Annotated in this window: 22 protein-coding genes and 1 tRNA gene; 7 read left to right on the top strand and 16 right to left on the bottom strand. The window is 62.4% G+C overall.

Annotated elements, in window-relative coordinates; all coding sequences use genetic code 11:
- Positions 1-24 precede the first annotated feature (24 nt).
- Both glyS and A9404_RS10815 read left to right on the top strand, forming a co-directional pair.
- Complete coding sequence (glyS, locus tag A9404_RS10820; protein WP_066101400.1) at positions 25-2,103, top strand: glycine--tRNA ligase subunit beta; 2,079 nt, start codon at positions 25-27, stop codon at positions 2,101-2,103.
- An 11-nt stretch (positions 2,104-2,114) separates the two neighbouring features.
- Positions 2,115-2,954, top strand: coding sequence for a lysophospholipid acyltransferase family protein (locus A9404_RS10815; RefSeq protein WP_066101397.1), 840 nt, complete (start codon positions 2,115-2,117; stop codon positions 2,952-2,954).
- Between the two features lie 37 nt (positions 2,955-2,991).
- Here A9404_RS10815 and A9404_RS10810 read toward each other — a convergent pair whose 3' ends face one another.
- The 7 genes from A9404_RS10810 to A9404_RS10780 all read right to left on the bottom strand — a co-directional run bounded on the left by A9404_RS10810 (position 2,992) and on the right by A9404_RS10780 (position 11,413).
- On the bottom strand, positions 2,992-3,486 hold the full coding sequence (locus A9404_RS10810) for a hypothetical protein (protein ID WP_066101394.1): 495 nt from the start codon (positions 3,484-3,486) through the stop codon (positions 2,992-2,994).
- 133 nt (positions 3,487-3,619) lie between these two features.
- Positions 3,620-7,837, bottom strand: a complete 4,218-nt coding sequence (locus A9404_RS13215; protein ID WP_082922917.1) for a PAS domain S-box protein — start codon at positions 7,835-7,837, stop codon at positions 3,620-3,622.
- Positions 7,838-7,896: 59 nt separating this feature from the next.
- Positions 7,897-8,751, bottom strand: coding sequence for a phosphate/phosphite/phosphonate ABC transporter substrate-binding protein (locus A9404_RS10800; protein ID WP_066101392.1), 855 nt, complete (start codon positions 8,749-8,751; stop codon positions 7,897-7,899).
- A gap of 322 nt (positions 8,752-9,073) precedes the next feature.
- Positions 9,074-9,562, bottom strand: a complete 489-nt coding sequence (locus A9404_RS10795; RefSeq protein ID WP_066101390.1) for a DUF4188 domain-containing protein — start codon at positions 9,560-9,562, stop codon at positions 9,074-9,076.
- A 207-nt stretch (positions 9,563-9,769) separates the two neighbouring features.
- A complete protein-coding gene (locus A9404_RS10790) occupies positions 9,770-10,300 on the bottom strand; it encodes a DUF6790 family protein (RefSeq protein WP_066101386.1) in 531 nt (176 codons plus the stop codon).
- A gap of 113 nt (positions 10,301-10,413) precedes the next feature.
- On the bottom strand, positions 10,414-10,938 hold the full coding sequence (locus tag A9404_RS10785) for an FUSC family protein (protein ID WP_231880903.1): 525 nt from the start codon (positions 10,936-10,938) through the stop codon (positions 10,414-10,416).
- 166 nt (positions 10,939-11,104) lie between these two features.
- The gene (locus A9404_RS10780) at positions 11,105-11,413 is read right to left on the bottom strand and encodes a hypothetical protein (protein ID WP_066101383.1); all 309 of its coding nucleotides are present in this window, start codon (positions 11,411-11,413) and stop codon (positions 11,105-11,107) included.
- Positions 11,414-11,801: 388 nt separating this feature from the next.
- Between A9404_RS10780 and A9404_RS10775 the strand changes: the two genes are divergently transcribed.
- From A9404_RS10775 to A9404_RS10755, 5 genes are all read left to right on the top strand, one after another.
- A complete protein-coding gene (locus tag A9404_RS10775) occupies positions 11,802-12,839 on the top strand; it encodes an AraC family transcriptional regulator (protein ID WP_066101380.1) in 1,038 nt (345 codons plus the stop codon).
- 139 nt (positions 12,840-12,978) lie between these two features.
- Positions 12,979-13,323 carry a hypothetical protein gene (locus A9404_RS10770; RefSeq protein ID WP_066101376.1) on the top strand — a complete coding sequence of 115 codons (345 nt, stop codon included), beginning with the start codon at positions 12,979-12,981 and terminating at the stop codon, positions 13,321-13,323.
- Positions 13,320-14,207, top strand: a complete 888-nt coding sequence (locus tag A9404_RS10765) for an NAD-dependent epimerase/dehydratase family protein (RefSeq protein ID WP_066101373.1) — start codon at positions 13,320-13,322, stop codon at positions 14,205-14,207. Before A9404_RS10770 ends, A9404_RS10765 begins: the two co-directional genes overlap by 4 nt.
- Positions 14,204-14,683, top strand: a complete 480-nt coding sequence (locus tag A9404_RS10760) for a DUF2269 family protein (protein WP_066101370.1) — start codon at positions 14,204-14,206, stop codon at positions 14,681-14,683. Before A9404_RS10765 ends, A9404_RS10760 begins: the two co-directional genes overlap by 4 nt.
- The gene (locus A9404_RS10755; protein WP_066101367.1) at positions 14,680-15,267 is read left to right on the top strand and encodes a DUF4166 domain-containing protein; all 588 of its coding nucleotides are present in this window, start codon (positions 14,680-14,682) and stop codon (positions 15,265-15,267) included. Before A9404_RS10760 ends, A9404_RS10755 begins: the two co-directional genes overlap by 4 nt.
- A gap of 124 nt (positions 15,268-15,391) precedes the next feature.
- On the opposite strand, the gene A9404_RS10750 is transcribed toward A9404_RS10755, so the two are convergent.
- The 9 genes from A9404_RS10750 to rlmB all read right to left on the bottom strand — a co-directional run bounded on the left by A9404_RS10750 (position 15,392) and on the right by rlmB (position 25,113).
- A tRNA-Ser gene (locus A9404_RS10750) sits at positions 15,392-15,481 on the bottom strand.
- 63 nt (positions 15,482-15,544) lie between these two features.
- Positions 15,545-16,744, bottom strand: a complete 1,200-nt coding sequence (locus A9404_RS10745) for an ammonium transporter (protein WP_066101364.1) — start codon at positions 16,742-16,744, stop codon at positions 15,545-15,547.
- An 80-nt stretch (positions 16,745-16,824) separates the two neighbouring features.
- On the bottom strand, positions 16,825-17,049 hold the full coding sequence (gene csrA / locus A9404_RS10740) for a carbon storage regulator CsrA (protein WP_066101361.1): 225 nt from the start codon (positions 17,047-17,049) through the stop codon (positions 16,825-16,827).
- 85 nt (positions 17,050-17,134) lie between these two features.
- Positions 17,135-18,367, bottom strand: coding sequence for an aspartate kinase (locus A9404_RS10735; protein WP_066101358.1), 1,233 nt, complete (start codon positions 18,365-18,367; stop codon positions 17,135-17,137).
- 218 nt (positions 18,368-18,585) lie between these two features.
- Positions 18,586-21,201, bottom strand: a complete 2,616-nt coding sequence (alaS, locus tag A9404_RS10730) for an alanine--tRNA ligase (RefSeq protein ID WP_066101355.1) — start codon at positions 21,199-21,201, stop codon at positions 18,586-18,588.
- A gap of 140 nt (positions 21,202-21,341) precedes the next feature.
- Positions 21,342-21,827 carry a regulatory protein RecX gene (locus A9404_RS10725; protein ID WP_066101352.1) on the bottom strand — a complete coding sequence of 162 codons (486 nt, stop codon included), beginning with the start codon at positions 21,825-21,827 and terminating at the stop codon, positions 21,342-21,344.
- A gap of 40 nt (positions 21,828-21,867) precedes the next feature.
- Positions 21,868-22,914 (bottom strand): recombinase RecA, encoded by a 1,047-nt coding sequence (gene recA / locus A9404_RS10720; protein WP_066101350.1) that lies wholly within the window; start codon positions 22,912-22,914, stop codon positions 21,868-21,870.
- Between the two features lie 94 nt (positions 22,915-23,008).
- Complete coding sequence (locus A9404_RS10715) at positions 23,009-24,187, bottom strand: pyridoxal phosphate-dependent aminotransferase (RefSeq protein WP_066101347.1); 1,179 nt, start codon at positions 24,185-24,187, stop codon at positions 23,009-23,011.
- Positions 24,188-24,303: 116 nt separating this feature from the next.
- A complete protein-coding gene (rlmB, locus tag A9404_RS10710; protein ID WP_066101345.1) occupies positions 24,304-25,113 on the bottom strand; it encodes a 23S rRNA (guanosine(2251)-2'-O)-methyltransferase RlmB in 810 nt (269 codons plus the stop codon).

Raw genomic sequence — 25,113 nt, 5'->3', positions numbered from 1 at the left:
CCGACAGACTCCACGGAATTTTCGATGAGCGAATCTGCAGATTTTTTATTTGAACTCGGTACCGAGGAACTGCCGCCGAAGGCCCTGGGCCGACTCAGCGCCGCACTGACCGAGGAACTGCTGGCCGGGTTCACCGAGGCCGGACTGCCCTTCGGCGGTCATCACGCCTATGCCGCGCCCCGCCGCATGGCGGTACTGGTCACCGATCTGGGCCAGTCGACACCGGCCCAGGATGTCGAACGGCGCGGACCGGCCGTCGCCTCCGCCTTCGACGCCGACGGCAACCCCACCAAGGCGCTGCTCGGCTTCGCCAAGTCCTGCGGCGTCGAGGTCGGCGATCTTGCCCGGCTCGACACCGACAAGGGCAGCTGGCTCGTGTACCGGCACACCCAGCCCGGCCGCCCGGCCGCCGAGATCATTCCCGCCGCGATCGAGCGGGCGCTCGCGAAACTGCCCACGCCCAAGCGGATGCGCTGGGGCTCGGGGACGGCCGAGTTCATCCGCCCCGTGCACTGGGTCGTGGCCCTGCACGGCCCGGCGGTGGTCGACATCGAAATCATGGGTCTGAAGACTGGCCGGGAAACCTACGGCCACCGCTTCCACCACCCCGCCGCCCTGGTGATCGATCAACCGGCGCATTACGCCGCGATTCTGGAGAACAAGGGCCATGTGCTGGCCGATTTCGACGAACGACGCGCACGCATCCAGCGGCAGATCGAAACCACCGCTGCCGACCTCGGCGGCCGGGCGCGCATCGATCCGGATCTGCTCGATGAGGTCACCGCGCTCGTCGAATGGCCGGTGGCCGTCGCCGGGCGCTTCGAGGAATCGTTCCTGGAAGTCCCACACGAAGCCCTGATCTCCACCATGCAGGACAACCAGAAGTACTTCCCGCTGGTCGATGACCAGAACCGCCTGCTGCCCTGGTTCATCACCATCGCCAACATCGACAGCCGCGACCCTGCCGCCGTGCGGGCAGGCAACGAGCGGGTGATCCGCCCGCGCTTCTCCGATGCCCTGTTTTTCTGGAACGAGGATCGCAAACACCGGCTCGAATCCCATCTCGACGCGCTCAAGACCGTGGTATTCCAACAGCGGATGGGCACCTTGTTCGACAAGACCCTGCGCGTCGAGCAGCTCGCCGCCCACATCGCCGAACGGATCGGCGCCGACAAGGCCCTGGCACGCCGCGCCGCCCGCCTGTGCAAGTGCGACCTGCAAAGCCAGATGGTCGGCGAATTCCCGGAACTTCAGGGCATCATGGGCCGTTATCTCGCAGCCCATGACGGCGAACCGGCGCCCGTGGCCCAGGCGCTGGACGACTACTACCTGCCGCGTCGGGCGGGCGACGCCCTGCCGGCCGGCGACGTGGCCCAGGCCGTGGCTCTGGCGGACCGGCTCGATACGCTGGTCGGCATCTTCGCCATCGGCCAGGCGCCGACGGGCGCGAAGGATCCCTTCGCCCTGCGCCGCGCCGCCCTCGGCGTCTTGCGCATCCTGGTCGAGCAGAACCTGGACCTGGATCTCAAGGCCCTGCTGGAAGAGGCCGCCAAGGGACTGGTTCCGGCGATTCCCGAAGCACCCGAGCATGTTCTGTCGGTCTTCGAATTCATCACCGAGCGCCAGCATCGCTACAGCCTGGACCGCGGCATCCGTGCGGACGTGTTTGCCGCCGTGGCGGCCGTGGGCTGCACCCGTCCGCTGGACTTCGAACAGCGGATGATCGCCGTCAACCACTTCCTGACCCTGCCGGAAGCCGAGGCGCTGGCCGCCGCCAACAAGCGCATCCAGAACATCCTGAAAAAGCAGGATCAGATGCCCGACGGCGCCATCGACGCGGCCCTGCTGGTCGAACCCGCGGAACGCACCCTGTTCGACATGCTCACGGAGATCACGCCGCAGATCGGCGCGATCATGGCGAAGAGCGACTACGACGGCGCGCTCACGGCCCTGGCCGCCCTGCGCGATCCCGTGGACGCCTTCTTCGACGGCGTCATGGTGATGGCGGACGACCCGGCACTGCAACGCAACCGTCTGGTGCTGCTACAGCGCATCGGCGCGCTGTTCCTCGGCATCGCCGACCTGGCGCAGCTCAACGGGTGACGAGGACGGGGATGAAACGGACCGGACCCCTGTATCGCCTGTTCGACACCCTGATGGTCGCGCTGCGCTCGACCCTCTTCCAGATCCTGTCGATCCTCTCGCTGACGTCGTTCGTCCCGATCCTGCTGGTCGGCAATCTGATTCCCTTCAAGCGCCGGTACGTGATCCTCTTCGGTTACGGCCGCAGCGTACTGTGGCTGACCCGGCACATCCTCGGCATCCGATGGGAAGTCGAAGGATTCGATCGCCTGCCCGAGCCCGGCGGTCCGCCGCCCGGCCGGCTGATCGTCTCGAAGCACCAGTCGACCTGGGAGACCATGTTCCTGCCCACGGAACTGTATCTGGCCTCTTTCGTGCTGAAAAAGGAACTGCTCTGGGTGCCGATTTTCGGCGCGGGCCTGAAGGCCATCCGGCCGATCGCCATCGACCGCAAGGCGGGCACGCAGGCCCTGAAACAGATTCTCAAGCAGGGCAAGGACGCCCTGGCGGAAGGGCGGGATGTCATCATCTTCCCCGAAGGCACCCGCCTGCCGCCGGACGCCGAACCGGACTACAAGATCGGTGCCGCGATGCTGGCCGTGCAGGCCAAGGTGCCCGTCTACCCGGTCGCCGTCGACAGCGGCTGCCTGTGGCGCAAGGGCCAGTTCCTCAAGCGCCCCGGCACCATCCACGTCGTGTTCGGCCCGCCGATCGAGAGCACGGGCAAGCGCGCCGACGCACTCAACGCCGAAATCAAGGCCTGGATCGAAACCGAGCAGCAACGGATGTATCGGGAATACGGCTGCGCCGCCATGAACGACTCCCGGAATGCATCTCGGGATGCGTCCGGCACGACATCCACCCCGGACTGATACCGACGGCCACCGGCACGGACCGCCGTCGCGCGGCCTAGTCGCCCGGCGGCGCCTCGCCATAGGCCGCCAGCACCCAATCCGGCACGGGGCTGCGATGTTTCGATGCCTCCGCACCGTGCCGCACGAACTGATGCAGGGTCACGTCGTTGCACTGGATCAGTTCCACGAGTTTGGGATCATCGGCGGTCATGACCGTTTCCACGCCGTCGGGCAGATTCCGATACGTCACGGTCAGGGCATCGCGATACTCGAACAGGGCGCTGAACAGCGGATCCCAGGAACGGATCGCCCGTCCTTGGGCGAAGCGTTCCTCCATGCCCGTCACATGCGCCTGCAGCACCCGCACCAGTTCGGGGTTCTCGCTGGTCGTCCAGGCACGAATCCCATTCGGCAACGGCTCGCTCTCGCGTTTCAACGCGGCGTGGTCCTCCAGCAGGCGGGCATAGAGCGCGGCATCGCGGCGATGGGCCGCGTCGCTACCCCGGCCATGGCGATAGACGAGGGGTTGGTCGGAATCGAGATCGGACATGGGACACCTGAAATCGCGGGCAAAAGGGAAAAACCCCACCCATTATCGGGCGATTATCCGGCAAAAAATCGGCGAGCGGAATCGGGTTATTTCACCATTCGTTTCGCGTGGCGCGAGGCAGCGGGAGATCGACTCAGTCCGCGCGGGTCCGCAACAGTTCGTCCAGCCGGGCAAGCAGTTCCCTGCTCAGTCGCTGCAGTTCGGCCAATCCTGCCTGCGCCGATGCATCGTCCTGCCGGGAAAGCACATGCACCAGCTCGCTCGCCTGCTCGTGAATGCGATGATGCAAGGAATCGATCGCCGCAAAAGACGGGTTTGATCCATAACGACTCAGCCCAGCCCCGTGCAACCACTGTCCAAACCGACATTCGTGCTCGCCCAGCATGAGCGGTTCGTCGACCTCGCCGCGAAGATGCCGCTCGATGGCGTGCACCCAGGCATTGTGGTCGACGATGGCGAACAGCAGGGGCAGGTCGGATCGCGGTACCGGCTCCAGTTCCAGCCATAGGGGATCGGCCCGCCAGCCGGCGATCCAGCCATCGACCTCGCGCCCCGGCATCGGGCGGGCAATGCCATATCCCTGGCCCAGTTCGCAACCGAGTCGAAGCAGCATCTGTCCGTGGGCGACGGTTTCGACGCCCTCGGCGATCACGGTCCGGCGGAATGCCGTCGCCAAGCCAAGCACGCCCTCCACGATCGCCAGATCGTTCGGGTCCTGGAGCATGTTACGGATAAAGCTTTGATCGATCTTGAGCGTCGTCGCGGAGAGATACTTGAGATAGGCCAGCGACGAATACCCCGTCCCGAAATCGTCGAGGGCGAATTCGACGCCGAAGGTCCGGCACTGGTTTATGACGTGCGAGACTTGCACGGCATCCTCGAGCGCACTGCTTTCCAGGATCTCGAGTTCGAGCAGGTTGGGCCGGATTTCCGGATAGTTTGCCAAGGTGGCCTGCAACGAGCTCACGAAATCCGGTTGCAGCAGTTGCCGTCCGCCGACGTTAATACTGACCGTGAACGTATATCCCGATTTTTGCCAAGCGGCCATCTGGGCCAATGCGGCATCGAGCACCCAATCACCCATGTCGATCTCCAGGGGCGAATCTTCGATGATCGGCAGGAACGACGAGGGGGCGAGCAGACCATGCTCCGGATGCCGCCAGCGGATGAGCGCCTCCATGCCGACGATCTGTCCGGTGCGCATGTTCACCTTGGGCTGGTAGAAGAGCTCGAATTCGTTTTGCGCGATCCCCAGACGTATCCGCTCCAGGGTTTCGAAATGACCGCGAATGTTGCGATCCTCGTCGGGATCGAACAGGTAATAGCGATTCTTGCCCGAGAGCTTGGCCTGATACATGGCCTGATCGGACTGGCGCAGCAGCTGCTCCGCATCCACATTCTCCGGCTGAGGATAGAACGTTACGCCCAGACTGGCGGAAACCTGGAACGACCGTTCGCCATCCAGGATCGGGGCAGCGACTTCCGACAGCAGATCGCCCAGTAGCGCCGCGCGCGCCTCCATATCGGGCAAATGCGTCAGCACGGCGACAAACTCGTCACCCCCCAACCGGGCAAGCGAGTCTCCTTCGCCCAAATGCCGTTTCAGCCGGTCCGCGATGGTGAGGAGAACATGGTCGCCCGCGGCGTGCCCTTCGGTTTCGTTGATCTGCTTGAAATCGTCCAGATCGATCATGATCACCGCAATGGCCGAACCCTGGATCTGCGTCTGAACCATGGCCTGCTGGAGTCGATCGGTCAGCAGGGAACGATTGATCAGTCCCGTCAACGCATCGTAATGTGCAATGTGCTCCAGTTGCTTCTGATGGCGCTCCTTCTGGGCCGTCACGTCGGAGAACAGCGCCACGTACTGACGCGGCACACCGTCGGCATCGCAGACCGTACTGACGGTCAACACCGCTACATAGACTTCGCCGTTCTTTCGACGGTTCCACACCTCGCCATGCCAGTATCCCTTATCGATCAGTTCGCGCCGCAACGCCGCGAAGAATTCGGGTTCCTGTCGACCGGAACTGAGGAAGCGATGGTTCTTGCCCAACGCCTCCGCGCGGGAATACCCCGTGATGCGGGTAAAGGTCTCGTTCACCTCGAGGATATTGCCATTCAGATCGGTGATCATGATGCCTTCACGCGCATGCGTGAACACGTTCGCCGCCTGCTGCAACTTTTCCTCGGCCCGTTTCTGCTGGGTAATGTCCCGGAAAAGCCAGATATGCCCCATCAACTCGTCATCCCGACGAATCGGGACATAGTCGCGTGAAACGACCCGCCCATCGCGCAACTGGATTTCCTGCGCCAGCTGCGGCTGACCGCCTTCGACCAAGGTCTCGGTCTGTTTCTGGAACTGACCGGGCAACGCAGCATGCGCACCGACCTGACGCATACAGATCCGGCAACTGCCACCCAAGAGATCGACCGGCGACTTGCTCAGGGTGAACAGGTCGCAGAACCCCTGATTGGCCAGCACTACACGACGCTCGGCACTTTCCACCAGCACGCCGCCCGGGAATCGTTCAATGAAGATCCGAAGCCGGCTCTCGGCCTCCATCAGTGCCCGCTCTGCCTGTATCCGTTCCGTCACGTCATGCACGATGGAAAACAGCAGTGACCGGCCTTCGCTGACAAACGGCGTTGAGCGGATTTCGACATCACGCACCTCGCCACTCGACAGCCGATGCCGGGCCAACAGCGGCGACTCGTGCTCGTTGATCAGCTGGCCGCGCAGTTCGTTGGGCTGATCCGGACTGGAGGCGGTCAGATTGCTGACACTCAGGCCGGTGAGATAGACCAGCGGATAGCCATAGTATTTGGCCGCCTGTTCGTTCGCCGCCACGATCGTCCCGAAATCGGGCTCGACCAGCAGCATGACGGACGAGTTTTGTTCGAAAAAGCGGCGGAACTGCGCCTCGCTCCGCTGCAGGGCCGCCTCGATCCGCTTGCGCTCGCTGATGTCCTCCTTGACGGCCAGATAGTGGGCCGGACGCCCATTCGCATCACGCACGGCGGAGATCGACGCCTGCTCCCAATACAGCTCGCCGTTTTTCTTGCGATTGACGAGTTCGCCCGTCCATTCCTCACCAGCGAGCAGACGCCCCCACAGCTCCTGGTAGACCGCAAGATCCGTCTGCCCGGACTGGAACATCCGCGGATTGCGGCCGATGACCTCCTCGGCGTCATAGCCCGACACGGCCAGCAGCTTCGCATTCACGAACTCGATATTGCCTTCGAGATCCGTGAGCACGACGGAAACGGGGCTTTGCTCGACGGCACGAGAGAGCGTGCGGACCGTGTCCTCGACCGCTCGCCGTTCGGTGATGTCCCGCAGATAGACGGTGAACAAGGCATCACCGCCCAATCGGGTCAACGTGATGGCGACTTCGGCCGGGAATACTTCGCCATTAGATCGGCGCCCTTCCAGTTCGAACCGGCGGCGCGCAAACCGGAATCGCCCCGTCCGCTGATAATGACGCACGATGCGCTGGAACAGTCGACCCAGACGCGGCGGGAATAACGCGTCCAGAGAGACCCGGTTCACGACCTGTTCCCGGGGGTAACCGAACACGATTTCGGCGGCCGGATTGAACTCCGTGATCACCCCCCGTCCGTCCGCCGTCATGATGCAATCGAGCGCCGTCCTCAAGACCGCTTCACGACGGCCGGATGCCTCGGCCAGATCCTTAGACATCCGGTTGAAGGCATGCGCCGTATCCGTCAATTCGTCCCGTCCCTGCACGGGGATCTGGTAGCCGAGCTTGCCCTTGGCGATCGCCCGGGCACCCAGTTTCAGTGCCGTGAGTTGTCGGGTCAGATAAAGCCCGAGCACCAGGGAAAACAGCAGCACCAGCACCATGCCGACAGCCGCAATCAGCAGGCTGACATGGAGTGCCTCCGCCTCGGAATCGAGCAGACTCTGCACATTCACGCCCAACTCGACCCGCCCATAGGCAATGTCGTCGACCTCGATGGGCTCCGCCACATCGAAAATGTCATCCTGCACATCGGCCACCCGCCGGTCAGGATGAAAGGGGCGAGACAACGCGTCCAGACCGCCCAGTTGCGCCAACACCGCTCCCCGGGCATCAAGAATGCGCACGAATACGATATCGTGATTCACCAAGACTTCCTGGGTCAGCGACTGCAACGCTGCCAGATCGCTGCTGAGGACGGGATTCTTGGCCATGGTCGCCACGAGCGTGGCCTCGGATTCGGCACGGTGCACCAGCTGGCGCTCGTTCGAACTGTGCAGATAGCCCAAAACCGTATAGATCAGGGCCGCAAGCAGCAGAGCCTCAATCAGGCCGATACCCAGAATGGTTTTCAGTCGAAATGACAAGACAGCAACGTTCCTTTACCGATTATTGAGCACAAATGCGCGGATCTTTGGAAACATCTTCACGGATCCACCGGCTTGATGATGAGCGTTTTGCAGAGATCACGCACATCGTTCCAGTCAGAATCCTTCGCCGCCACCCAACCCTCAATCCGCAGGGGCGCCAGCAAATCCCGGCCCTGGGGATTCTTGCCGAGCGCCTCGAAAGCCGCCTGGAGCTTGGCAACGACGTCGGCCGGCACCCGCGGCGATGCCGCGATGGCATGCGGGGTATAGCCCCGGGTTTCGTAGATCACCCTCAGATCATCCCGCACATGCGGATCCAGGGCATTGAATGTCCGCATGATTCCCCCTCCGGCGGGGAACAGCCCCTGTGCGACATCCAGATAGACGGAATCGTGCGAGGAAACGTATTTGGGCGTGATCGCAACATGCTGACGGGCGAGCTCGGCCTGAATCAGAATCGTCGCCGCAAAAGCGGTTGGTGCGGGGAAGGCCAACACTTGACCGGACAGATCGGCCAGCTTCCGGTAGGGCGCATCCCGGCGCGTGACCACGATGCCTGTAAGCATCCGATCCCGAGCCCGTACGACAGGCTGATAACCCAGCTTCCTGTGGACTTCGAGATAGTGGTACGGATTCATGTAGGCGATGTCGTAGTCGCCATTCAATAGTCGCTTCTCGAAAATCTCCACGCTCGCGGCCGTCTTGAACTGCAGGACAACGCCCGTCTCGTGACTGATTTCCCTGAGCAAGGGCCCCCACAACCCAGCCAATTTGCTCGGCGATTGTTGCGGCGCAACACCAAAGGTAAAGACCTCAGGAGGCGGGCTGGCCAGAGCCACGGGTGCGAGAAACAAAACGAAGACCAGCCCCAGGACCCAGCGACTGGTCGGCAACGCACACCGTCTGGACATATCCAACCCTTACTCCTCTTCGGCTCCGACGGAGGTTGGCGACGAGAACCGCCCGTCATTGCCGGATAAACCCTTGTCCGGCTGGCATCGAATCCGATGCCCGATTGTTTTTCCGGCGATATCGGCATCCAAGCTTGTATCGACCCACACTGCACCAAGTTGAGCACCTGCGCAATTCAGACTGCTTATACCGGTCACGGACAGATTGCTACTTGGAAGCCGGCCCGGATACGCTTGCCGAGACAGGCGCTCGGGTCGCATCAAGCCGCCCAAACCCAAGACAGGCGCCGCCGCGCGCGCTCAGATCAGTCGCAACCGCGATTCAGGACACATCCTCTTCCCGCGCATCGGCGGCGAATCGTCCCGCGGCCGAGGTCATGCGCCCAGCCGCGGAGACGCGTTTGCCAATCCGCCCCAGACCGAACGGCGGCATGTTCACGTAGATGTTTTCGTAACTGCCCGGGGAAATCCGGTAGGTCTCATGCCAGATACCCACGTCGCCATTCGTGCCGACGGCCTGGTTGAAGGCACGCCAGGCCGGCAGGTGGCTCGACGCCCGGTCCTTCGCATAGGTCACCAGCTGTTCGGTCGAACGCCAGTACTGCACCATGATCGTCGTCCGGCCAAACCACATCTCATGACCCAGCAGACCGCTGTCGGGCCGCTGGTACAGTTCACGCAACATCTTCGGCATGGCCTGCACGACGGGCAGCCAGCGGTGAATCTTCCACAGTCGATTGATCCGCATCCCGATCAGGAACACGACGAAATCGCCTGTCATCTGCGCGGTGATGCGCTCCTGGATAATCATGACCTCGCCCCCCGGATGACATTATCGCCCCGCCCAACCACTGATGCCGCTCGATTACCGCATTCATCTCCTCACGGTTCTTAGCGGACTCATCGACCAGCCATTCCGTTTTCGGATTACCCGAGAACGATCCGTGATTGCTCATGATCCCGCGCCCTCCACCGATTCGCTCGGTTAGCGTCGCCCCTCAGGGGCGCCATTCGAAAGTCATCCGCCGTTCGTTACGGTCACGGCCCTGGCCCCATGACGATGCTGCAACCACAGCAGGAGAAAACCCAGCAAAGGGATCAGCACGTCCGTATACAGGATGACTCCGGCGTTGCCCGGCGCCATGTTGTGCGTTCTGAGGATATCCAGCACGTGTCCGACGGCCGCACCCCAGAGAAAGCAGGCCGGGCCCACGATCGCCGCAATGCGCAACTCGGTTCGACGGAAAAAGGCCAGCAGCCCGACCACCGCGAACCCCAGACTGGCATAACCGACCTCAGCCTGAAAGGGGCTCTGCGCCCAGCCGATCATGCGCGCCGCCACATCGCCGAAAAACACGTGCGCCCCGAAATTGTAGAAGTTGGAAATCGCAATCGAGAACAGCAGGAAGTACGCGAACAGGGCCTCAATGACCACCGCCGGCGTCCAGGGACGCGGCGCGCGCAACAATGCCATTGCCGAGGCGATCAACCCGAAAATCAGCAGCGTCAGGGTGAAATTCATCATCGCGAATCGGATGAGATCAGCCATATCCAAAATCCTCTGTGTCGGAAAATTGCGTCATTGAACGGTGATCAGTGCGGTCGAAGGGGCCCGGCCGCACAGAAATGGTCTCGAGGCAGCCCGGATGCGGACAGGCCAGCCTACTCCCCGGAGGCCGGCTCGGCGGGCCGCGCAGGCAGTCCGCCCGATGGCCAGAATAGAATCGCCAGCACCGCCATCGCGGTACCCAGGAACGACTCGCTGAATCGCAACGCCGAATTCTGCAGGGGATTGAGATCCGGATGCAGACTGGAGATCACCATGATCACCGCCACGGTGATGGCGGCCAGGCGGGCATGATCGGGAATGCGAAACAGCTGGCAGAGGATCACGGTGGCCAGAATCGACAATGCCATGCCCCAGGGGCTGAACGGCAGCACACCGAGATAGAGCGCGCTGATGACGGCGCCGATGAAGGTACCCAGCACCCGAAGAGACGCCGACGACCAGGTTTCGCGCCGCGTCGCCTGCAGCACGACTATTCCGGAAATCATGGACCAGAGCCCGCCGATACTGGCTGAGGCTTCATGGAAGAGATGGGTGAAGTGGAACCCGGCCCAATAGGACGCCAGGGACACCAACGCAATCTGCACCGCGATACGTGTGGCTTCGGGAATCGGGAACAAGGAGCACCTCCATGCGCAAGGTCAGTATCAGGACCAGTATCGGGCCAGAACGAGGTCCGATCACTTCCGGTCATCGATCAGAACGATCGGGCAAGCCAACATGCCATCCACCCACGGCTGACTCGACTCGGAGACGACCGCGAGCAACCTGTTCAAAACACGGATTCTAGTGATCCGGATGCGACTCGGGCGGCGGCGCGGAGGACTCGGACGCCCCACCCACCTTGTCCGCGACCTTGTGGGCGGCATCGGCCGTGGCCTCCGCACCGCGTTCGACGCCATGTGCCGCCGCCTTGACGCCATGCTCCACCCCGTGCGCCGCAGCGCGCGCGCCATGATCGATGCCATGGGCGGCAGCCTTGGCGCCTTTCTCGATGGCCCCGCCGACCTTTTCGGCCACCCCGGCCGCCTTGTCGGCCAGCGACTCGTCGGCCTGGGCACGCGTGCCGACAACCAGAAGAAGCGCGCAAATCATCAACGAAACCGCGCGACCGTTCGAACGAGCTATAACCATAATTCCTCCAACACAGCACCGCCCCGGAAGGCGACGACACCGGAAGAATACGGGCTCCAGCGAATTTCGGCGAGTTTTGTGTGCGGATTGGGACGAGATGCATCGCCACAACGACGCTCTCCAAGACTTCCCAGGGAAATGACTTCCTAGGGAAATGCGTATCGGCATCTCAACCTGATCCGCCCCAGGCTCACACCCCCCCTGGAAGTTGCACCTTCAGCCAATTCCCCACAAAATCCGGCTCACCACCGCAGGAGATCCCGTTCCAGGACAAGATCGCTGCCCTTACATCCAATGCATGCCGGGAACACGTACCCTGAGGTCTTGCTCGGCTCGTTCGGGGATAGAAATGGCAACCACCCTCACCGCTCTGGCGGCACTGCTCTGCGGATATTCGCTGTTCAGTGCGCTGGCTCTGGCCATCACGCATTTCCGGCGGAGCCACTACCCGAATCATGGGCTGCCGATCGCCATGGGCTGGCTACTGCTCTTCGCGCTGGGCGGATTGCAGGTCATGAATTTTTTGTGGCTGCAGTTCGATCAGCCCTGGGTGACGAGCGGCCTCTACCAGATACTCCTCTTCACCGTGGCGCCGGCCTTTTTCCTGTTCAGCCAGACGATACTTCGCCCGCAGCCGCCTGCAACGAGCCAACCGCTGCTCCTCGGGCATCTCGTGCCCATCGCGCTGGCGCCCTGGCTACCTAGCACACTGGCTCTGCCCCTGGCTTTTCTGATTGGGGCCGGTTATCTGCTTTGGCTGGGATTCCGACTCTACGGTCTGCGTCAGGCGCGGTCCCGGTTCCGACTCGAACTGATGCTGCTGGGCGCCGTGTTCCTCATTGCGCTCGTGGTTTCGCTGCTCGGGCTCAAGCCGACCCTGCTGCCAGGCAAGCTGTTCTTCGATCTGTATGCCATCGCGATCGGACTGGCCTTTCTCCTTGTGCAGCTCGCACTCGGCCTCCGGCCTGAGTTGCCCGAGGCGGTCAGTGAAGTCAGCCAGGCCGTTTATGCCAAGACGACACTCACACAGGTCGATTGCGACCGGTCCCTCCAGGGACTTCGCGATCTCATGGACACCGAACAGCTGTACACGGACAGCAGTCTCAGCCTCGGCACCCTGGCGCAACAGCTGGGTCTGACGGCCCACCAGCTTTCGGAATTGATGAACACCCGTCTGGGCAAGGGATTTTCCCGCTATCTGCGCGAGCAACGCGTTGCGGCCGCGAAATCCCTCCTTCTGACCGAGCCGACGGCTTCGGTGCTGTCGATCGGGCTGAGCGTCGGGTTCAGTTCGCAATCGAATTTCTACGAGGCATTCCGGGAAATCGAAGGCATGACGCCGGGCCAATACCGCAAGATCGCCGGCCATCATCCGGCAGGTCGCTGATCCCCCGAGATGGGACGTCTGATTCATTCCGATCCGATCATTCCGGAGTCGGAATCTGTTCCGAGTTGATCGGACGGGAGGTTTGCAGCACCACGATTCGCCAATCTGGCAGAGCCCTTAACCGAATAGGAGCTTTGCCATGGATCATCTTCTTCTCTTGCTAGCCGAGGTCCTCACGAGTCTGGCCATCAGTCTCGCGGTACTGTTTGTGCTCTCCGAGCCGCTGATGCGCCTCCTGGGCCGCATCTGCCCCGACGACCAGGCCGTCCTGTTCTGGGTGCGCTATGCCAAGGTCATGCTGGTACTCGCGCCCCTGCTGCTCGTCCTCACGATGGATCTGCTCTCGCCCTGGCGCGACCCCATCGACAACCTGCGGTTGGGGTTGATCGCCTGCCTGGGTGGGCTGCTATGGGTTTTGCATCTGGTCGGCAAGCGACTGGGCCGGTTCGAACGGATTCCCGCCAATCCGGTAGAGCGGCCATGAACGTGCTGCTGACAGGCGCCAGCGGCTTTATCGGTCGGAATCTTGTCGCAGTGATGCAGGCGGCAGGTCACCGAATCGTACCGGTATCCCGCCGCCATGGCTTCGATGTTTCCCGGATGACCACCCCGGAAGCCTGGATGTCCCTGCTCGAATCGGTCGACGCCGTCGTCAATGCCGTGGGCATCATCGCGCAAGACAGGCAGCAGCGATTCGCCACGCTGCATGCGCAGGCGCCGATCGCCCTGTTCCAGGCCTGTACCTGGGCGGGTGTGCGTCGCGTGGTACATATCTCTGCACTGGGCGCGAACGAGTCGGCCTTTTCCGCTTACCACCGAAGCAAGCGGACTGCGGACGACGCGCTGCGCAGCCTGGATCTGGACTGGCTGGTGCTGCGACCCGCCCTGATCTATGGCCGAGGAGGCACCAGTGCCGAACTGTTCCTGCGCCTGACCAGACTGCCGCGCCTCCCCGTCGTGGACGATGGACAGCAGCACCTGCAACCGGTGCACATCAGCGATGTCATAGACACCCTCGTGCAAGGGCTGACGGTGTCGAGCACGCGGCGGACGCTGGATCTGGTGGGGCCGCAAACGGTCTCCTTCGCCGACTGGTTGCAGTTGATGCGCCTGGCTCAGGGGTTGCCACCAACCGGCCTGCTTCGTATTCCTTACCCGTTCGCGTTGACCATGGCCTACCTGGGCCGTGGGTTGAACCCCCTGCTGCACCCCGACAATCTGCGCATGCTGCAGGCAGGCTACCTCGGCGACCCGGGGCCCTGGACCCAGTTTCTGGGGCGAAAACCGCGTGCGCCCTGGCCGGCGGGATTCTTTACCGACGCCCGAGACGCGTTGACCGATGTTCAGGAAGGAGAGGCAAATCCATGACCTACACCCTGCTCAAAACCCTCCACCTGCTCAGCATGGTGCTGCTCTTCGGCACCGGACTGGGCAGTGCCTTCTACAAGTGGATGGCCGATCGCAGCGGCCAGATCGCGCACATCGCGGTGACCAACCGTCATGTCGTTCTGGCAGACTGGCTCTTCACCACCCCGACAGTGCTGATTCAACCCATCACCGGGCTCTGGATGGCCCATCTCGTTCACCTGCCCTGGAGCACGCCCTGGCTGGCGGTCAGTCTCGGCCTGTATCTGTTGGCCGGCAGTTGCTGGCTACCCGTGGTCTGGTTGCAGATCCGCATGCGTCGGATGTCCGAATCTGCACTGGCCGAAGGACTGCCGCTCCCAGACGACTACTGGCGCCTCACCCGCTGGTGGTTCTGGCTGGGCGTGCCCGCCTTCCTCGCGATGGTACTCGTCGTCATCCTGATGGTCGCCAAACCCCTCATTGGAGCTCAATCATGACGTCATTGATGCAACAAGCCCTGGGCGCGGACTGGGACGCCCTGCCGCCGGCACTGAAAGCGCATTACGGCTCCGGACGGATTAGGGACGTGGGTCACCTGGATATCGCCTACCCCGGATTCATGCAAGGTTATCTCAGTCTGCTCAGCCTCTTCGGCGCCCTGGTCAACCGAGCGGGGCAGCAGCTATCAACCATCGTCGACAAGCAGATCGAGGGCGGACGACAGTCCTGGCGGCGCACCATCACCTATCCCGACGGTCGGATCCGCCGCTTCAATAGCCATTGGATCCACGCGGGCGGCAATCGGCTCATTGAGTTCGTCAATCCCGTACTGGGTCTAGAGATGGTCGTGGCGGTACGCGATGGGGTACTGCGCTATCAGGGAAGACGGTTCGTGGCGAAACTCGGACCCTGGCTACTGACGATTCCGGAAAACTGGGTACTCGGACACACCACCATCGTTGAAACCGCCATCGATGACGTCCGATTCCGCATGGACTTCCGGTTGACCCACCCCCTGTTCGGCGAGGTGTTCCGCTATGCGGGGGTCTTCGAGGCGCGATCTGAAGCAACAACCCGCTGATGTTCAAAAACCATCAAAGTGCCCCACACTGCAGAAGGGACGATCGCCGTACCGAACCCCGCGCGACAAAAAGGGCGGCTCACAATGGAGCCGCCCTTGATGACGTTGAACAATTCGAATTGGATGGCGGAGAAAGAGGGATTCGAACCCTCGATAGAGTTTCCCCTATACACCCTTAGCAGGGGTGCGCCTTCAGCCACTCGGCCATTTCTCCACAGGCGCTGCATTCTAGCGGGATGACCCGCACAAAGCAATGCTGCAGGCCGGTCCGCCCGCCTTACTGATCGTATTTAGGGGTAGCCGAAATACGATGGATGCTGAGATCGGCCCCTTCGTACTCCTGTTCTTCCGTCAATCGGATACCGACAAACGCCTTGAGGAGTCCGTACACCACCGCACCGGCCAGAACCGCAATGCCGATACCCACGACCGTTCCGGTCAGCTGAGCACCCATGCTCACGCCACCCAGTCCGCCCAGGGCCTTGAGCCCGAAGATACCGGCCGCAATCGCCCCCCAGACCCCGCATACACCATGCAGTGACCACACCCCGAGCACGTCGTCAATCTTCAGTCGGTTTTGCACGAAGGTGAACAGCCAGACGAACAGGGCGCCAGCAACCAGTCCGGTGACCAGGGCGCCCATGGGGTGCATGACATCCGAACCTGCACAGACGGCAACCAGACCGGCCAACGGTCCGTTATGCAGAAAACCGGGGTCATTCCGTCCGACAACCAGTGCGGCAAGAATACCGCCGACCATCGCCATCAGTGAGTTGACGGCAACAAGCCCGGAAATTCCATCGATGTGCTGCGCGGACATGACGTTGAAGCCGAACCAGCCGACCGTCAGCACCCAGGAACCCAGCGCCAGGAACGGAATATTCGAGGGCGGGTGGGCGAAGATCTCGCCGTTGTGGCCATAGCGACCGTGGCGGGGACCCAGCAGCCAGACGGCGGCCAGGGCGATCCATCCCCCCATTCCGTGCACGACCATGGAGCCGGCAAAGTCGTGGAACCCGGCACCAAACGTATGGGTCAGCCAATCCTGAAAGCCGAAGTTATTGTTCCAGGACAACCCTTCGTAGAACGGATAAATAAACGAGACGATCAGGAAGGTCGCCACCAGTTGCGGATAGAAGCGTGCCCGCTCGGCGATACCGCCGGAAATGATGGCGGGAATGGCGGCGGCGAAGGTCAGCAGAAAGAAGAATTTGACCAGCTGATAACCATGTTCGGTCGTGAGTTGGCTGGCCGAATCCCAGAAGCCGATGTGGTAGGCGACGGTGTAGCCGATGAAAAAATAGGCGATGGTGGAAACCGCGAAGTCGGCCATGATCTTGACCAGCGCGTTGACCTGATTCTTGCGGCGGACGGTACCGACTTCCAAAAAGGCGAATCCGGCATGCATGGCCAGGACCATGGCAGCGCCCATCAGCACGAACAGTACATCGAGCGCGCTAACCAGTGAGGGTGACATCGTTAATTATTCCCTTTCGTTTGCAGAAAAAAGCCGACTCATCGCCGGCTTCGTTGATCTCGTTCACGCCGAGCGTGCTGTCAGTAGTCGTCCCCGTGATCGCCATGGGTGGCCGGGTGCATCTGACCTTCGGCGCCCGGACCTTCGCTCTTGATACGCTGATAGATTTCTTCACGGTGCACGGAAACGTCCTTGGGGGCATCGATCCCGATCCGGACCTGATTGCCCTTGATGCCCAGAACCGTGATGGACACATCGTCCCCAACCCGTAAAACCTCACCGATACGACGCGTAAGAATCAACATGAGTCAACACTCCTTATTTCGAGACCGTCCGCTTCTTCGGGCACAGATCTGAATATTTCATTTATTTGACGATCGTAAGGATAATCTAGCCGATCGAAGCGATTGGTGCATCTAATTCAAAGGCCTCGTGCAAACTCCGCACGGCCAGTTCCAGATATTTGTCGTCCACCACGACAGAAATCTTGATCTCCGATGTCGAGATCATGCGGATATTGATCTGCTCGTCGGCCAGCACCTTGAACATCTTGGCGGCGATGCCGGCATGGGAACGCATGCCGACGCCGACCAGGGAGATCTTGACGATCTTGGTATTGCCGGACACCTCGCGCGCACCGAGCTTTTCCGCCTGCTCGCGCACGATACCCAGTGCCTTTTCGTAGTCGACATGCTGAACGGTGAACGTGAAATCGGTGGTACCGTCGCGACCGGTGTTCTGCAACACCATGTCCACTTCGATATTGGACTCGGCCACGGGACCCAGGATCGAATACGCGACCCCCGGGCTGTCCGGTACGCCGTTCACGGTCAATTGAGCCTCGTCACGATTGAAGGCAATGCCTGAAATGACCGCCTGTTCCACAACCTCATCCTCCAAAGTAATCAACGTGCCGGGGCCATCTGCAAAAGACGACAGCACCCGCAACGGAACATTGTATTTGCCCGCGAATTCCACGGAACGGATCTGCAGCACCTTCGACCCGAGGCTGGCCATTTCCAGCATCTCCTCGAAGGTGATCTGATCAAGACGTCGCGCGCGCGGTTCAACCCGCGGATCGGTGGTGTATACCCCATCCACATCGGTGTAGATCTGGCACTCGTCCGCGTTCAGCGCTGCCGCGAGAGCTACGGCGGAGGTATCCGAACCGCCCCGGCCGAGCGTCGTGATGTCACCGTTGGCGTTCACGCCCTGAAACCCGGCAACCACCACTACCCGACCCGCCTTGAGATCGTCGGTGATGACATGCGTATCGATGGACTGAATCCGCGCCTTGTTGAACGCGCTGTCCGTCAGGATCTTGACCTGGGCGCCGGTATAGGAACGCGCCTTTTGTCCGCGCTTCTGCAGCGCCATCGACAGCAGCGCCGTCGTCACCTGCTCGCCGGTTGCGATCAGCGAATCCAGTTCCCGCTCGCAGGGACGCTCCTGGATTTGCTTGGCCAGATCGATCAAACGGTTGGTTTCTCCGCTCATTGCCGAAACCACGACAACGACATCGTCGCCTGCCTGACGCGCACGAATCACGCGATCCGCGACCGCACCGATCCGTTCCACGCTACCGACCGAAGTCCCACCATATTTTTGAACGATTAAGGCCATGACCTTCCTGCAATTATTTCAGAACGACCCGATCACCTCTTCGCCTCGTCCTTCGATGCGACGATCGACAAATTTGTATCGAGCCCGTAAAAAATAGCCGAGCATTCTAATCAATTTCAACGCGATTTGCACGCGCTGACAATGAAAAACCCCATCACGCCCACAAGGAGCGCCATGGGGAGCGGAAACAGCGCGAACCAAGCGCCGGTCGGCGCGAATCAGGCCAACTGCTGTCGCAACCAGGACGCGGCATCCGTTAGCGCGGTCGACAGCTGGTCGGGCTGAGTACCACCCGCCTGAGCCATATCGGGACGACCGCCCCCCTTGCCGCCGACGGGCGCGGCCGCGACGTTGACAAGATCACCAGCCTTGATCGTCCCGGTCAGATCCTTGCTCACGCCGGCAATCAGACGCACCTTGCCGTCCTCCACGCTGGCCAGCAGAACGGCGGCGCGACCGAGCTTGTTCTTCAACTGATCGACGGTATCGCGCAGCGTCGGCACATCTGCGCCCGGCAGCTCCGCCACAAGAATCTTCGCATCGCCGACGGATTCAGCCTGGGCGACCAGGTCACCACCCGCCTGTGCGGCCAGCTTGCCCTTGATCTCGGCCAGCTCCCGCTCCAGCTGGCGGCTGCGCTCCATCATCTGGGTCACCCGGCTGACCGCATCCTGCCGTGATCCCTTCACGAGGCCCGCGATCTCCGCCAGCGCCGCATCCGTATCCTCAAGCACGGCCAGCGCCGCCGCCCCGGTGACCGCCTCGATGCGGCGAACACCCGACGCCACGCCGCCCTCGCTGACGATCTTGAACAGACCGATATCGCCGCCGCGTCGCGCATGAATGCCGCCGCACAGTTCCATCGAGAACGGCCCCATGGAGACCACGCGCACGACGTCGCCGTATTTTTCGCCGAACAGGGCCATCGCACCTGCGGTCCGAGCCTCGTCGATGGCCATTTCCCGTGTTTCGACAGGATGGTTCTCTCTGATCTGCGCATTCACGATTCGTTCAATTTCCCGCAGTTGCTCGGACGAAATCGGCTCCGGTTGCGAGAAATCGAAGCGCAGAGACTCCGCACTGACGCGCGAGCCTTTCTGCTGGACATGGGTGCCCAGCACCTGGCGCAAGGCCGCATGCAACAGGTGCGTCGCCGAATGGTTGAGCCGGATGGCCGCCCGACGTTCGTGATCGACCTCGCCCCGCGCCGCATCACCCACCACGACGCGACCTTCGATCACCTCTCCGTAGTGCAGGAAACTCGTTCCCTGCTTCTGGGTGTCGGTCACCACGAATCGACCGCCACCGACCGTGATCACGCCGGTATCGCCGACCTGACCGCCGGATTCCGCATAGAACGGCGTCCGATCCAGCACCAGGGCGCCACTCTGCCCGGCCTCCAACGCCATCACCGCCTCGCCGTCATGGACCAGGGCCTGCACCTCGCCCTCGCCCGACTCCTGGGCATACCCTTCGAAACAGGTCGCGCTCGCGACCTCGACGGCCTGAACATGCTGCGCGAACTGGCTGGCCGCCCGCGACTGGGCACGCCGCTCCGCCATCGCGTGCTCGAAGCCGGCCACGTCAACGGTCATGCCCCGCTCCCGAGCGATGTCCGCCGTCAGATCGAACGGGAAGCCGTGGGTGTCGTACAGCTTGAAGATCACATCGCCCGGAATTTCTCCGTTAGCGGGCAGATTCGTCAGTTCGCTGTCCAGCACCTGCATGCCCGAAGCCAATGTTTGCAGGAAGCGCTCTTCCTCAACGCGCAGCACCCGCGCCACCTCTTCCTGGACGGCAGTCAGTTCCGGATACGCCTCACCCATCACGGCAACGAGCGGCTGCACCAGACGGTAGAAGAACGGTTCGTCGACACCCAGCTTGTGCCCGTGACGCGCCGCACGGCGGATGATCCGACGGAGCACATAGTCGCGCCCCTCGTTGCCGGGACGCACGCCGTCCACGATCAGAAACGCGCAGGAGCGGATATGGTCCGCCAGCACCTTCAGGGAACTCGACTGAGCATCCGCCGCACCCGTGATCGCCTGGGCGGCGCCGATCAGATGTCGGAACAGATCGATCTCGTAATTGCTGTGCACGCCCTGCAGGATCGCCGCCAGTCGCTCGATACCCATCCCGGTGTCCACGGACGGTTTCGGCAGCGGATGCAGTTGCCCGTCCGAGGAACGGTCGTACTGCATGAACACGATGTTCCAGATCTCGATGAAACGATCGCCGTCTTCCTCCGGCGAGCCCGGCGGGCCGCCCGGAATGTGCGCACCATGATCGTAGAAAATCTCCGTACACGGGCCGCAGGGGCCGGTATCGCCCATCTGCCAGAAGTTGTCGGAGCCGCCCGACGGCTTGTCGCCGATGCGCAGCACCCGATCGGCCGGTACGCCGATCTCGTCCCGCCACAGGGCAAAAGCCTCGTCATCGGTGTGGTAGACCGTAACCAGCAGACGCTCAGTCGGCAGCTTGAGGGTCTGGGTCAGGAATTCCCAACCGAAGCGGATCGCCTCGGCCTTGAAGTAGTCGCCGAAACTGAAATTGCCCAGCATCTCGAAGAAGGTGTGATGGCGCGCCGTGTAGCCGACGTTCTCCAGATCGTTGTGCTTGCCGCCCGCCCGGACGCACCGCTGGCAGGACACGGCCCGCGGATTGCTCCGCTGCTCCAGTCCCAGAAACGCGTCCTTGAACTGAACCATGCCGGCATTGGTAAACAGCAGGGTCGGATCGTGCGCAGGAATCAGGGAGGAGGACGGCACGATTTCATGGCCATGGGCATGGAAATATTCCAGAAACGCGGTACGCAGTTCGGCAGTGGTTTTCATAAGGGTGTCACGGATAAAAATTGAATGTCAAATGCTGCTGAGTTTAACGGAAAGTCGGCCGGAAAGAATCCACCGGGACGACGATCTCAGGCGGCATCGACAGGAAACGGAACGGGGAACGGGAGAAAGTCGGTCGGCGCTCAGGTCGGATCGACGGGATCCTCCGCCCACGCTGCGCTGGCGGAACTCGCCTCGTCCGGAGAAAACCCCCGGTTCAGCAGATGCCGATACCGCCGAAGCTTTTCGGCGGCATCTTCGGGCGGGATCTGGAAATGACGGCGGACCTGCCGCTGTGCACAGGCTAGCCAATCGACTTCGGCTGCGGCCACGGAGCGATGGATCAGCGACGGATCGACGCCACGCTGGCGCAACTCCGCCTCGATCGCAGCCAAGCCGTAGCCCCGATCGACCCGCATCCGCAGGTAGCTTTCGGCATAACGGACATCGGACTGCCAGCCCTGCTCGACCAGTCGATCGAGCACCGGATCGATGCAGCTTCGTTCGAAGCCGCGCTGACGCAGCTTTGTCTGCAATTCGAGTCGGCTGTGTTCGCGGCGGGCCAGCAGGCCCAAAGCGATCTTCTCGGCCTGCCGCTGATCATCCGGCTCCCCGGTTTTACGATACATCGACACCTGTGGCGGCGATCAGCGCGGACAATCCGCCCGATCAATCGTCCGAGGGCGGCAGATCATCATCGTTTGCGGGCGCATTGCGGCCCGAGCCGCCGGTTGCATGCATCTGCGCGCGCAGCTTGGCCTCGATCTCGTCGGCCAGCTCCGGGTGCTCCACGAAGTACTGACGCGCGTTATCCTTGCCCTGGCCGAGGCGGATGTCGCCACAGGAATACCAGGCGCCCGCCTTCTGGATCAGACCATGCTGGGTGGCCATGTCGATCAGCTCCATGAGGCGGGAAATACCCTCGCCATACAGGATATCGACGTCGACGACCTTGAACGGCGGCGCCATCTTGTTCTTGACTACCTTGATCCGCGTCTGGTTGCCGATGATCTCCTCGCCCTTCTTCACCGCCCCGATACGACGGATGTCCAGACGGACGGACGAGTAGAACTTCAGGGCGTTGCCGCCGGTGGTGGTTTCCGGACTGCCGTAGCTGACACCGATCTTCATGCGGATCTGGTTGATGAAGATCACCATGCAGTTGGTGCGCTTGATGTTGCCGGTGAGCTTGCGCAGGGCCTGACTCATCAGTCGCGCCTGAAGACCCACGTGGGAGTCGCCCATCTCGCCCTCAATCTCGGCCTTGGGCACCAGGGCGGCCACCGAGTCGATCACCACGACGTCGACCGCGCCCGAACGCACGAGCATGTCCGCAATTTCAAGCGCCTGCTCACCGGTATCCGGCTGACTGACCAGCAGATCATCGACATTCACGCCGAGCTTCTGGGCATAAGTGGGGTCCAGGGCATGCTCGGCATCCACGAAGGCGCAGACGCCGCCGGTTTTCTGCGCCTGGGCGATGACCTGCAGAGTGAGGGTCGTCTTGCCCGAGGATTCCGGGCCATAGATCTCGATCACCCGCCCCCGCGGCAGGCCGCCGATGCCAAGTGCGGCGTCCAGCGCGATCGACCCCGTGCTGACCACGGGGACGTCGACGCCGGCCGTATCGTTCATCCGCATCACGGCGCCCTTGCCGAACTGCCGCTCGATCTGGGTCAATGCGGCGGTCAGGGCCTTCTTGCGATTCTCATCCATTGCGCATCCTCATCATGGCTTATCGTGTTCTTCGGGTTTGTCGGACACGAACCGGCCGTACCGCGCGCGGACCGGCTCAGGCCGACAGGGCATCTCAGCCGCCCATGACCTCGGCCATGCGCCGCAGGGCTTCTTCCAGATCCGCCATGCTCGTGGCATAGCTCAGGCGCACATGGCCGGGCGCACCGAACGCAGTGCCCGGTACGACGGCGACGCCACCCTGTTCCAACAGCAGTTCGGTGAGGGCCACGTCGTCGGCCAACCCCATCCGCTTGATCACGCCACTCACGTCCGGGAAGCTGTAGAAGGCCCCCTGGCTCGGCAGGCAGACCACATCGGGAATCTCGTTGAGCCGGGCCACCACGAAGTCGTGGCGCGCCTGGAAGGACTTGACCATGCGCGCGATGTCAGACTGGTCGCCTTCGATCGCTTCCTGAGCGGCCACCTGGGCAATCGAGCAGGCGCCGGACGTGCTCTGCGACTGGATCACCTTCATCGCCTTGATGATCGGCGCCGGACCGGCCGCATAGCCGATGCGCCAACCGGTCATGGCGTAGGCCTTGCTCACGCCGTTGAGGATCATGATGCGTGGCAGCAGATCCGGCGCGACCATGGCGATGTTCGAGAAGGGCTCATCCGCCCACAGGATTTTCTCGTACATGTCGTCGGTGGCGATGAGCACGCGGGGATGCGCCCGCAGCACCTCGGCGATTGCCAGCCAATCCTCACGGGTATAGGCCACACCGGTCGGGTTTGAAGGGCTGTTGAGCACGATGACGCGGGTTTTTTCGGTGATGGCCGAGGCCAGCTGCGCCGGCGTCACCTTGAAGCCCTGGGACTGCCCCGCCAGGACGATCACGGCTTCGCCGCCCGCCAGACGAACCATATCCGGGTAGGAGACCCAGTAGGGCGCAATGACGATGACCTCGTCATCCGGATTCAGCACGGCCTGAAACAGGTTGTAGATGCTCTGCTTGCCGCCGGTCGATACGATGATTTCGTCCGGGGTGTATTCCAGCCCCTGATCCTCGCGCAGGCGCTTGGCGATCGCCTGACGCAGGCTCAGAATCCCCTCCACGGCGGTGTATCGCGTGAACCCCGCATCGATGGCCGCGATCGCCGCCGCCCGAATGTGCTCGGGCGTGTCGAAATCCGGCTCGCCGGCACCGAGGCTGATGATATTGCGGCCCTGGGCCTGCAATTCAGCGGCTTTAGCCGTGACCGCGAGGGTCGGGGATGGGCGCACACGGCGCACCCGGTCTGAAAGGATCATGATCGCACAACGCTCCTGAACAACGATCACCTTGCGGCGGCCGGAAAGCCGCCGCGGATGAAACTTGGGACGGCCGAAAAGCCATCGCTACCAAAATGATAAAACAGCCGATTATTCTAGCGAACTCGGGGCTGCTCCGATAGCACCCCGGGCGCATCGCGACGACGGCGGAACTCGAACAGACAGACCGCCGCCGCTACGGAGACGTTCAGACTCTCGACCGGGGCGGCCATGGGAATATAGATCAGCTGATCGCAGTGTTCCTGCGTCAGGCGGCGCATGCCCTCGCCTTCGCTGCCCATCACGAGCGCAACGGACTCGGTGGCGAAGTCGGACTCGTACAAGCTCACCATACCACCACCCGCCGCACCCACGATCCAGATGAATCGCTCCTTCAAGGCGGCCAGCGTCCGGGCCAGGTTGGTCACCTGGATGAAGGGGAGTCGCTCCGCCGCGCCAGAGGCGGCCTTGCGGACGGTGGGCGTGAGACCGACGGCGCGATCGCGCGGGACGATCACCGCATGGACCCCCGCCGCCTCGGCGCTGCGCAGGCAGGCGCCGAGGTTATGCGGATCGGTGACACCGTCGAGCACCAGCAGGAACGCGGGTTCCCGGAGCCCATCGAGCAAGGCGAGGAGATCGTGCTCGTCTCCGGCCGGTGCCGGCAGATACTTGGCCAGCACGCCCTGATGGCGCCCCAGCTCGCGATCCGCCCGCACCCGCTCGGCGAAATAGGTCGCCGGCGCATCCCGGTAGGCGACCCCGACCTCGGCGGCCAGTTCCCGCAACTGCTGTGCGCGCTTGTCCTGACGCCCCAATTCGAAGATCACTTCCTGCACGCGCTCGCCATCGTGCCGCAGCGCGGCTTCGACGGCGTGAAATCCGGCCAGCCAGTCTGCCGTCTGCCGAGGTTTACCGCCCGCCAT

This window comes from Halothiobacillus diazotrophicus (genome assembly GCF_001663815.1).
Lineage (GTDB): Bacteria > Pseudomonadota > Gammaproteobacteria > Halothiobacillales > Halothiobacillaceae > Halothiobacillus > Halothiobacillus diazotrophicus.
This window is presented reverse-complemented; position numbering and strand designations above follow the sequence as displayed.

Excerpts from the sequence above, each read along its gene's own strand:
- glyS (WP_066101400.1), top strand. The coding sequence starts at position 25 with ATGAGCGAATCTGCAGATTTTTTATTTGAACTCGGTACCGAGGAACTG.
- A9404_RS10815 (WP_066101397.1), top strand. The coding sequence starts at position 2,115 with ATGAAACGGACCGGACCCCTGTATCGCCTGTTCGACACCCTGATGGTC.
- A9404_RS10810 (WP_066101394.1), bottom strand. The coding sequence starts at position 3,486 with ATGTCCGATCTCGATTCCGACCAACCCCTCGTCTATCGCCATGGCCGG.
- A9404_RS10800 (WP_066101392.1), bottom strand. The coding sequence starts at position 8,751 with ATGTCCAGACGGTGTGCGTTGCCGACCAGTCGCTGGGTCCTGGGGCTG.
- A9404_RS10795 (WP_066101390.1), bottom strand. The coding sequence starts at position 9,562 with ATGATTATCCAGGAGCGCATCACCGCGCAGATGACAGGCGATTTCGTC.
- A9404_RS10790 (WP_066101386.1), bottom strand. The coding sequence starts at position 10,300 with ATGGCTGATCTCATCCGATTCGCGATGATGAATTTCACCCTGACGCTG.
- A9404_RS10780 (WP_066101383.1), bottom strand. The coding sequence starts at position 11,413 with ATGATTTGCGCGCTTCTTCTGGTTGTCGGCACGCGTGCCCAGGCCGAC.
- A9404_RS10775 (WP_066101380.1), top strand. The coding sequence starts at position 11,802 with ATGGCAACCACCCTCACCGCTCTGGCGGCACTGCTCTGCGGATATTCG.
- A9404_RS10770 (WP_066101376.1), top strand. The coding sequence starts at position 12,979 with ATGGATCATCTTCTTCTCTTGCTAGCCGAGGTCCTCACGAGTCTGGCC.
- A9404_RS10765 (WP_066101373.1), top strand. The coding sequence starts at position 13,320 with ATGAACGTGCTGCTGACAGGCGCCAGCGGCTTTATCGGTCGGAATCTT.
- A9404_RS10760 (WP_066101370.1), top strand. The coding sequence starts at position 14,204 with ATGACCTACACCCTGCTCAAAACCCTCCACCTGCTCAGCATGGTGCTG.
- A9404_RS10755 (WP_066101367.1), top strand. The coding sequence starts at position 14,680 with ATGACGTCATTGATGCAACAAGCCCTGGGCGCGGACTGGGACGCCCTG.
- A9404_RS10745 (WP_066101364.1), bottom strand. The coding sequence starts at position 16,744 with ATGTCACCCTCACTGGTTAGCGCGCTCGATGTACTGTTCGTGCTGATG.
- csrA (WP_066101361.1), bottom strand. The coding sequence starts at position 17,049 with ATGTTGATTCTTACGCGTCGTATCGGTGAGGTTTTACGGGTTGGGGAC.
- A9404_RS10735 (WP_066101358.1), bottom strand. The coding sequence starts at position 18,367 with ATGGCCTTAATCGTTCAAAAATATGGTGGGACTTCGGTCGGTAGCGTG.
- alaS (WP_066101355.1), bottom strand. The coding sequence starts at position 21,201 with ATGAAAACCACTGCCGAACTGCGTACCGCGTTTCTGGAATATTTCCAT.
- A9404_RS10725 (WP_066101352.1), bottom strand. The coding sequence starts at position 21,827 with ATGTATCGTAAAACCGGGGAGCCGGATGATCAGCGGCAGGCCGAGAAG.
- recA (WP_066101350.1), bottom strand. The coding sequence starts at position 22,914 with ATGGATGAGAATCGCAAGAAGGCCCTGACCGCCGCATTGACCCAGATC.
- A9404_RS10715 (WP_066101347.1), bottom strand. The coding sequence starts at position 24,187 with ATGATCCTTTCAGACCGGGTGCGCCGTGTGCGCCCATCCCCGACCCTC.
- rlmB (WP_066101345.1), bottom strand. The coding sequence starts at position 25,113 with ATGGCGGGCGGTAAACCTCGGCAGACGGCAGACTGGCTGGCCGGATTT.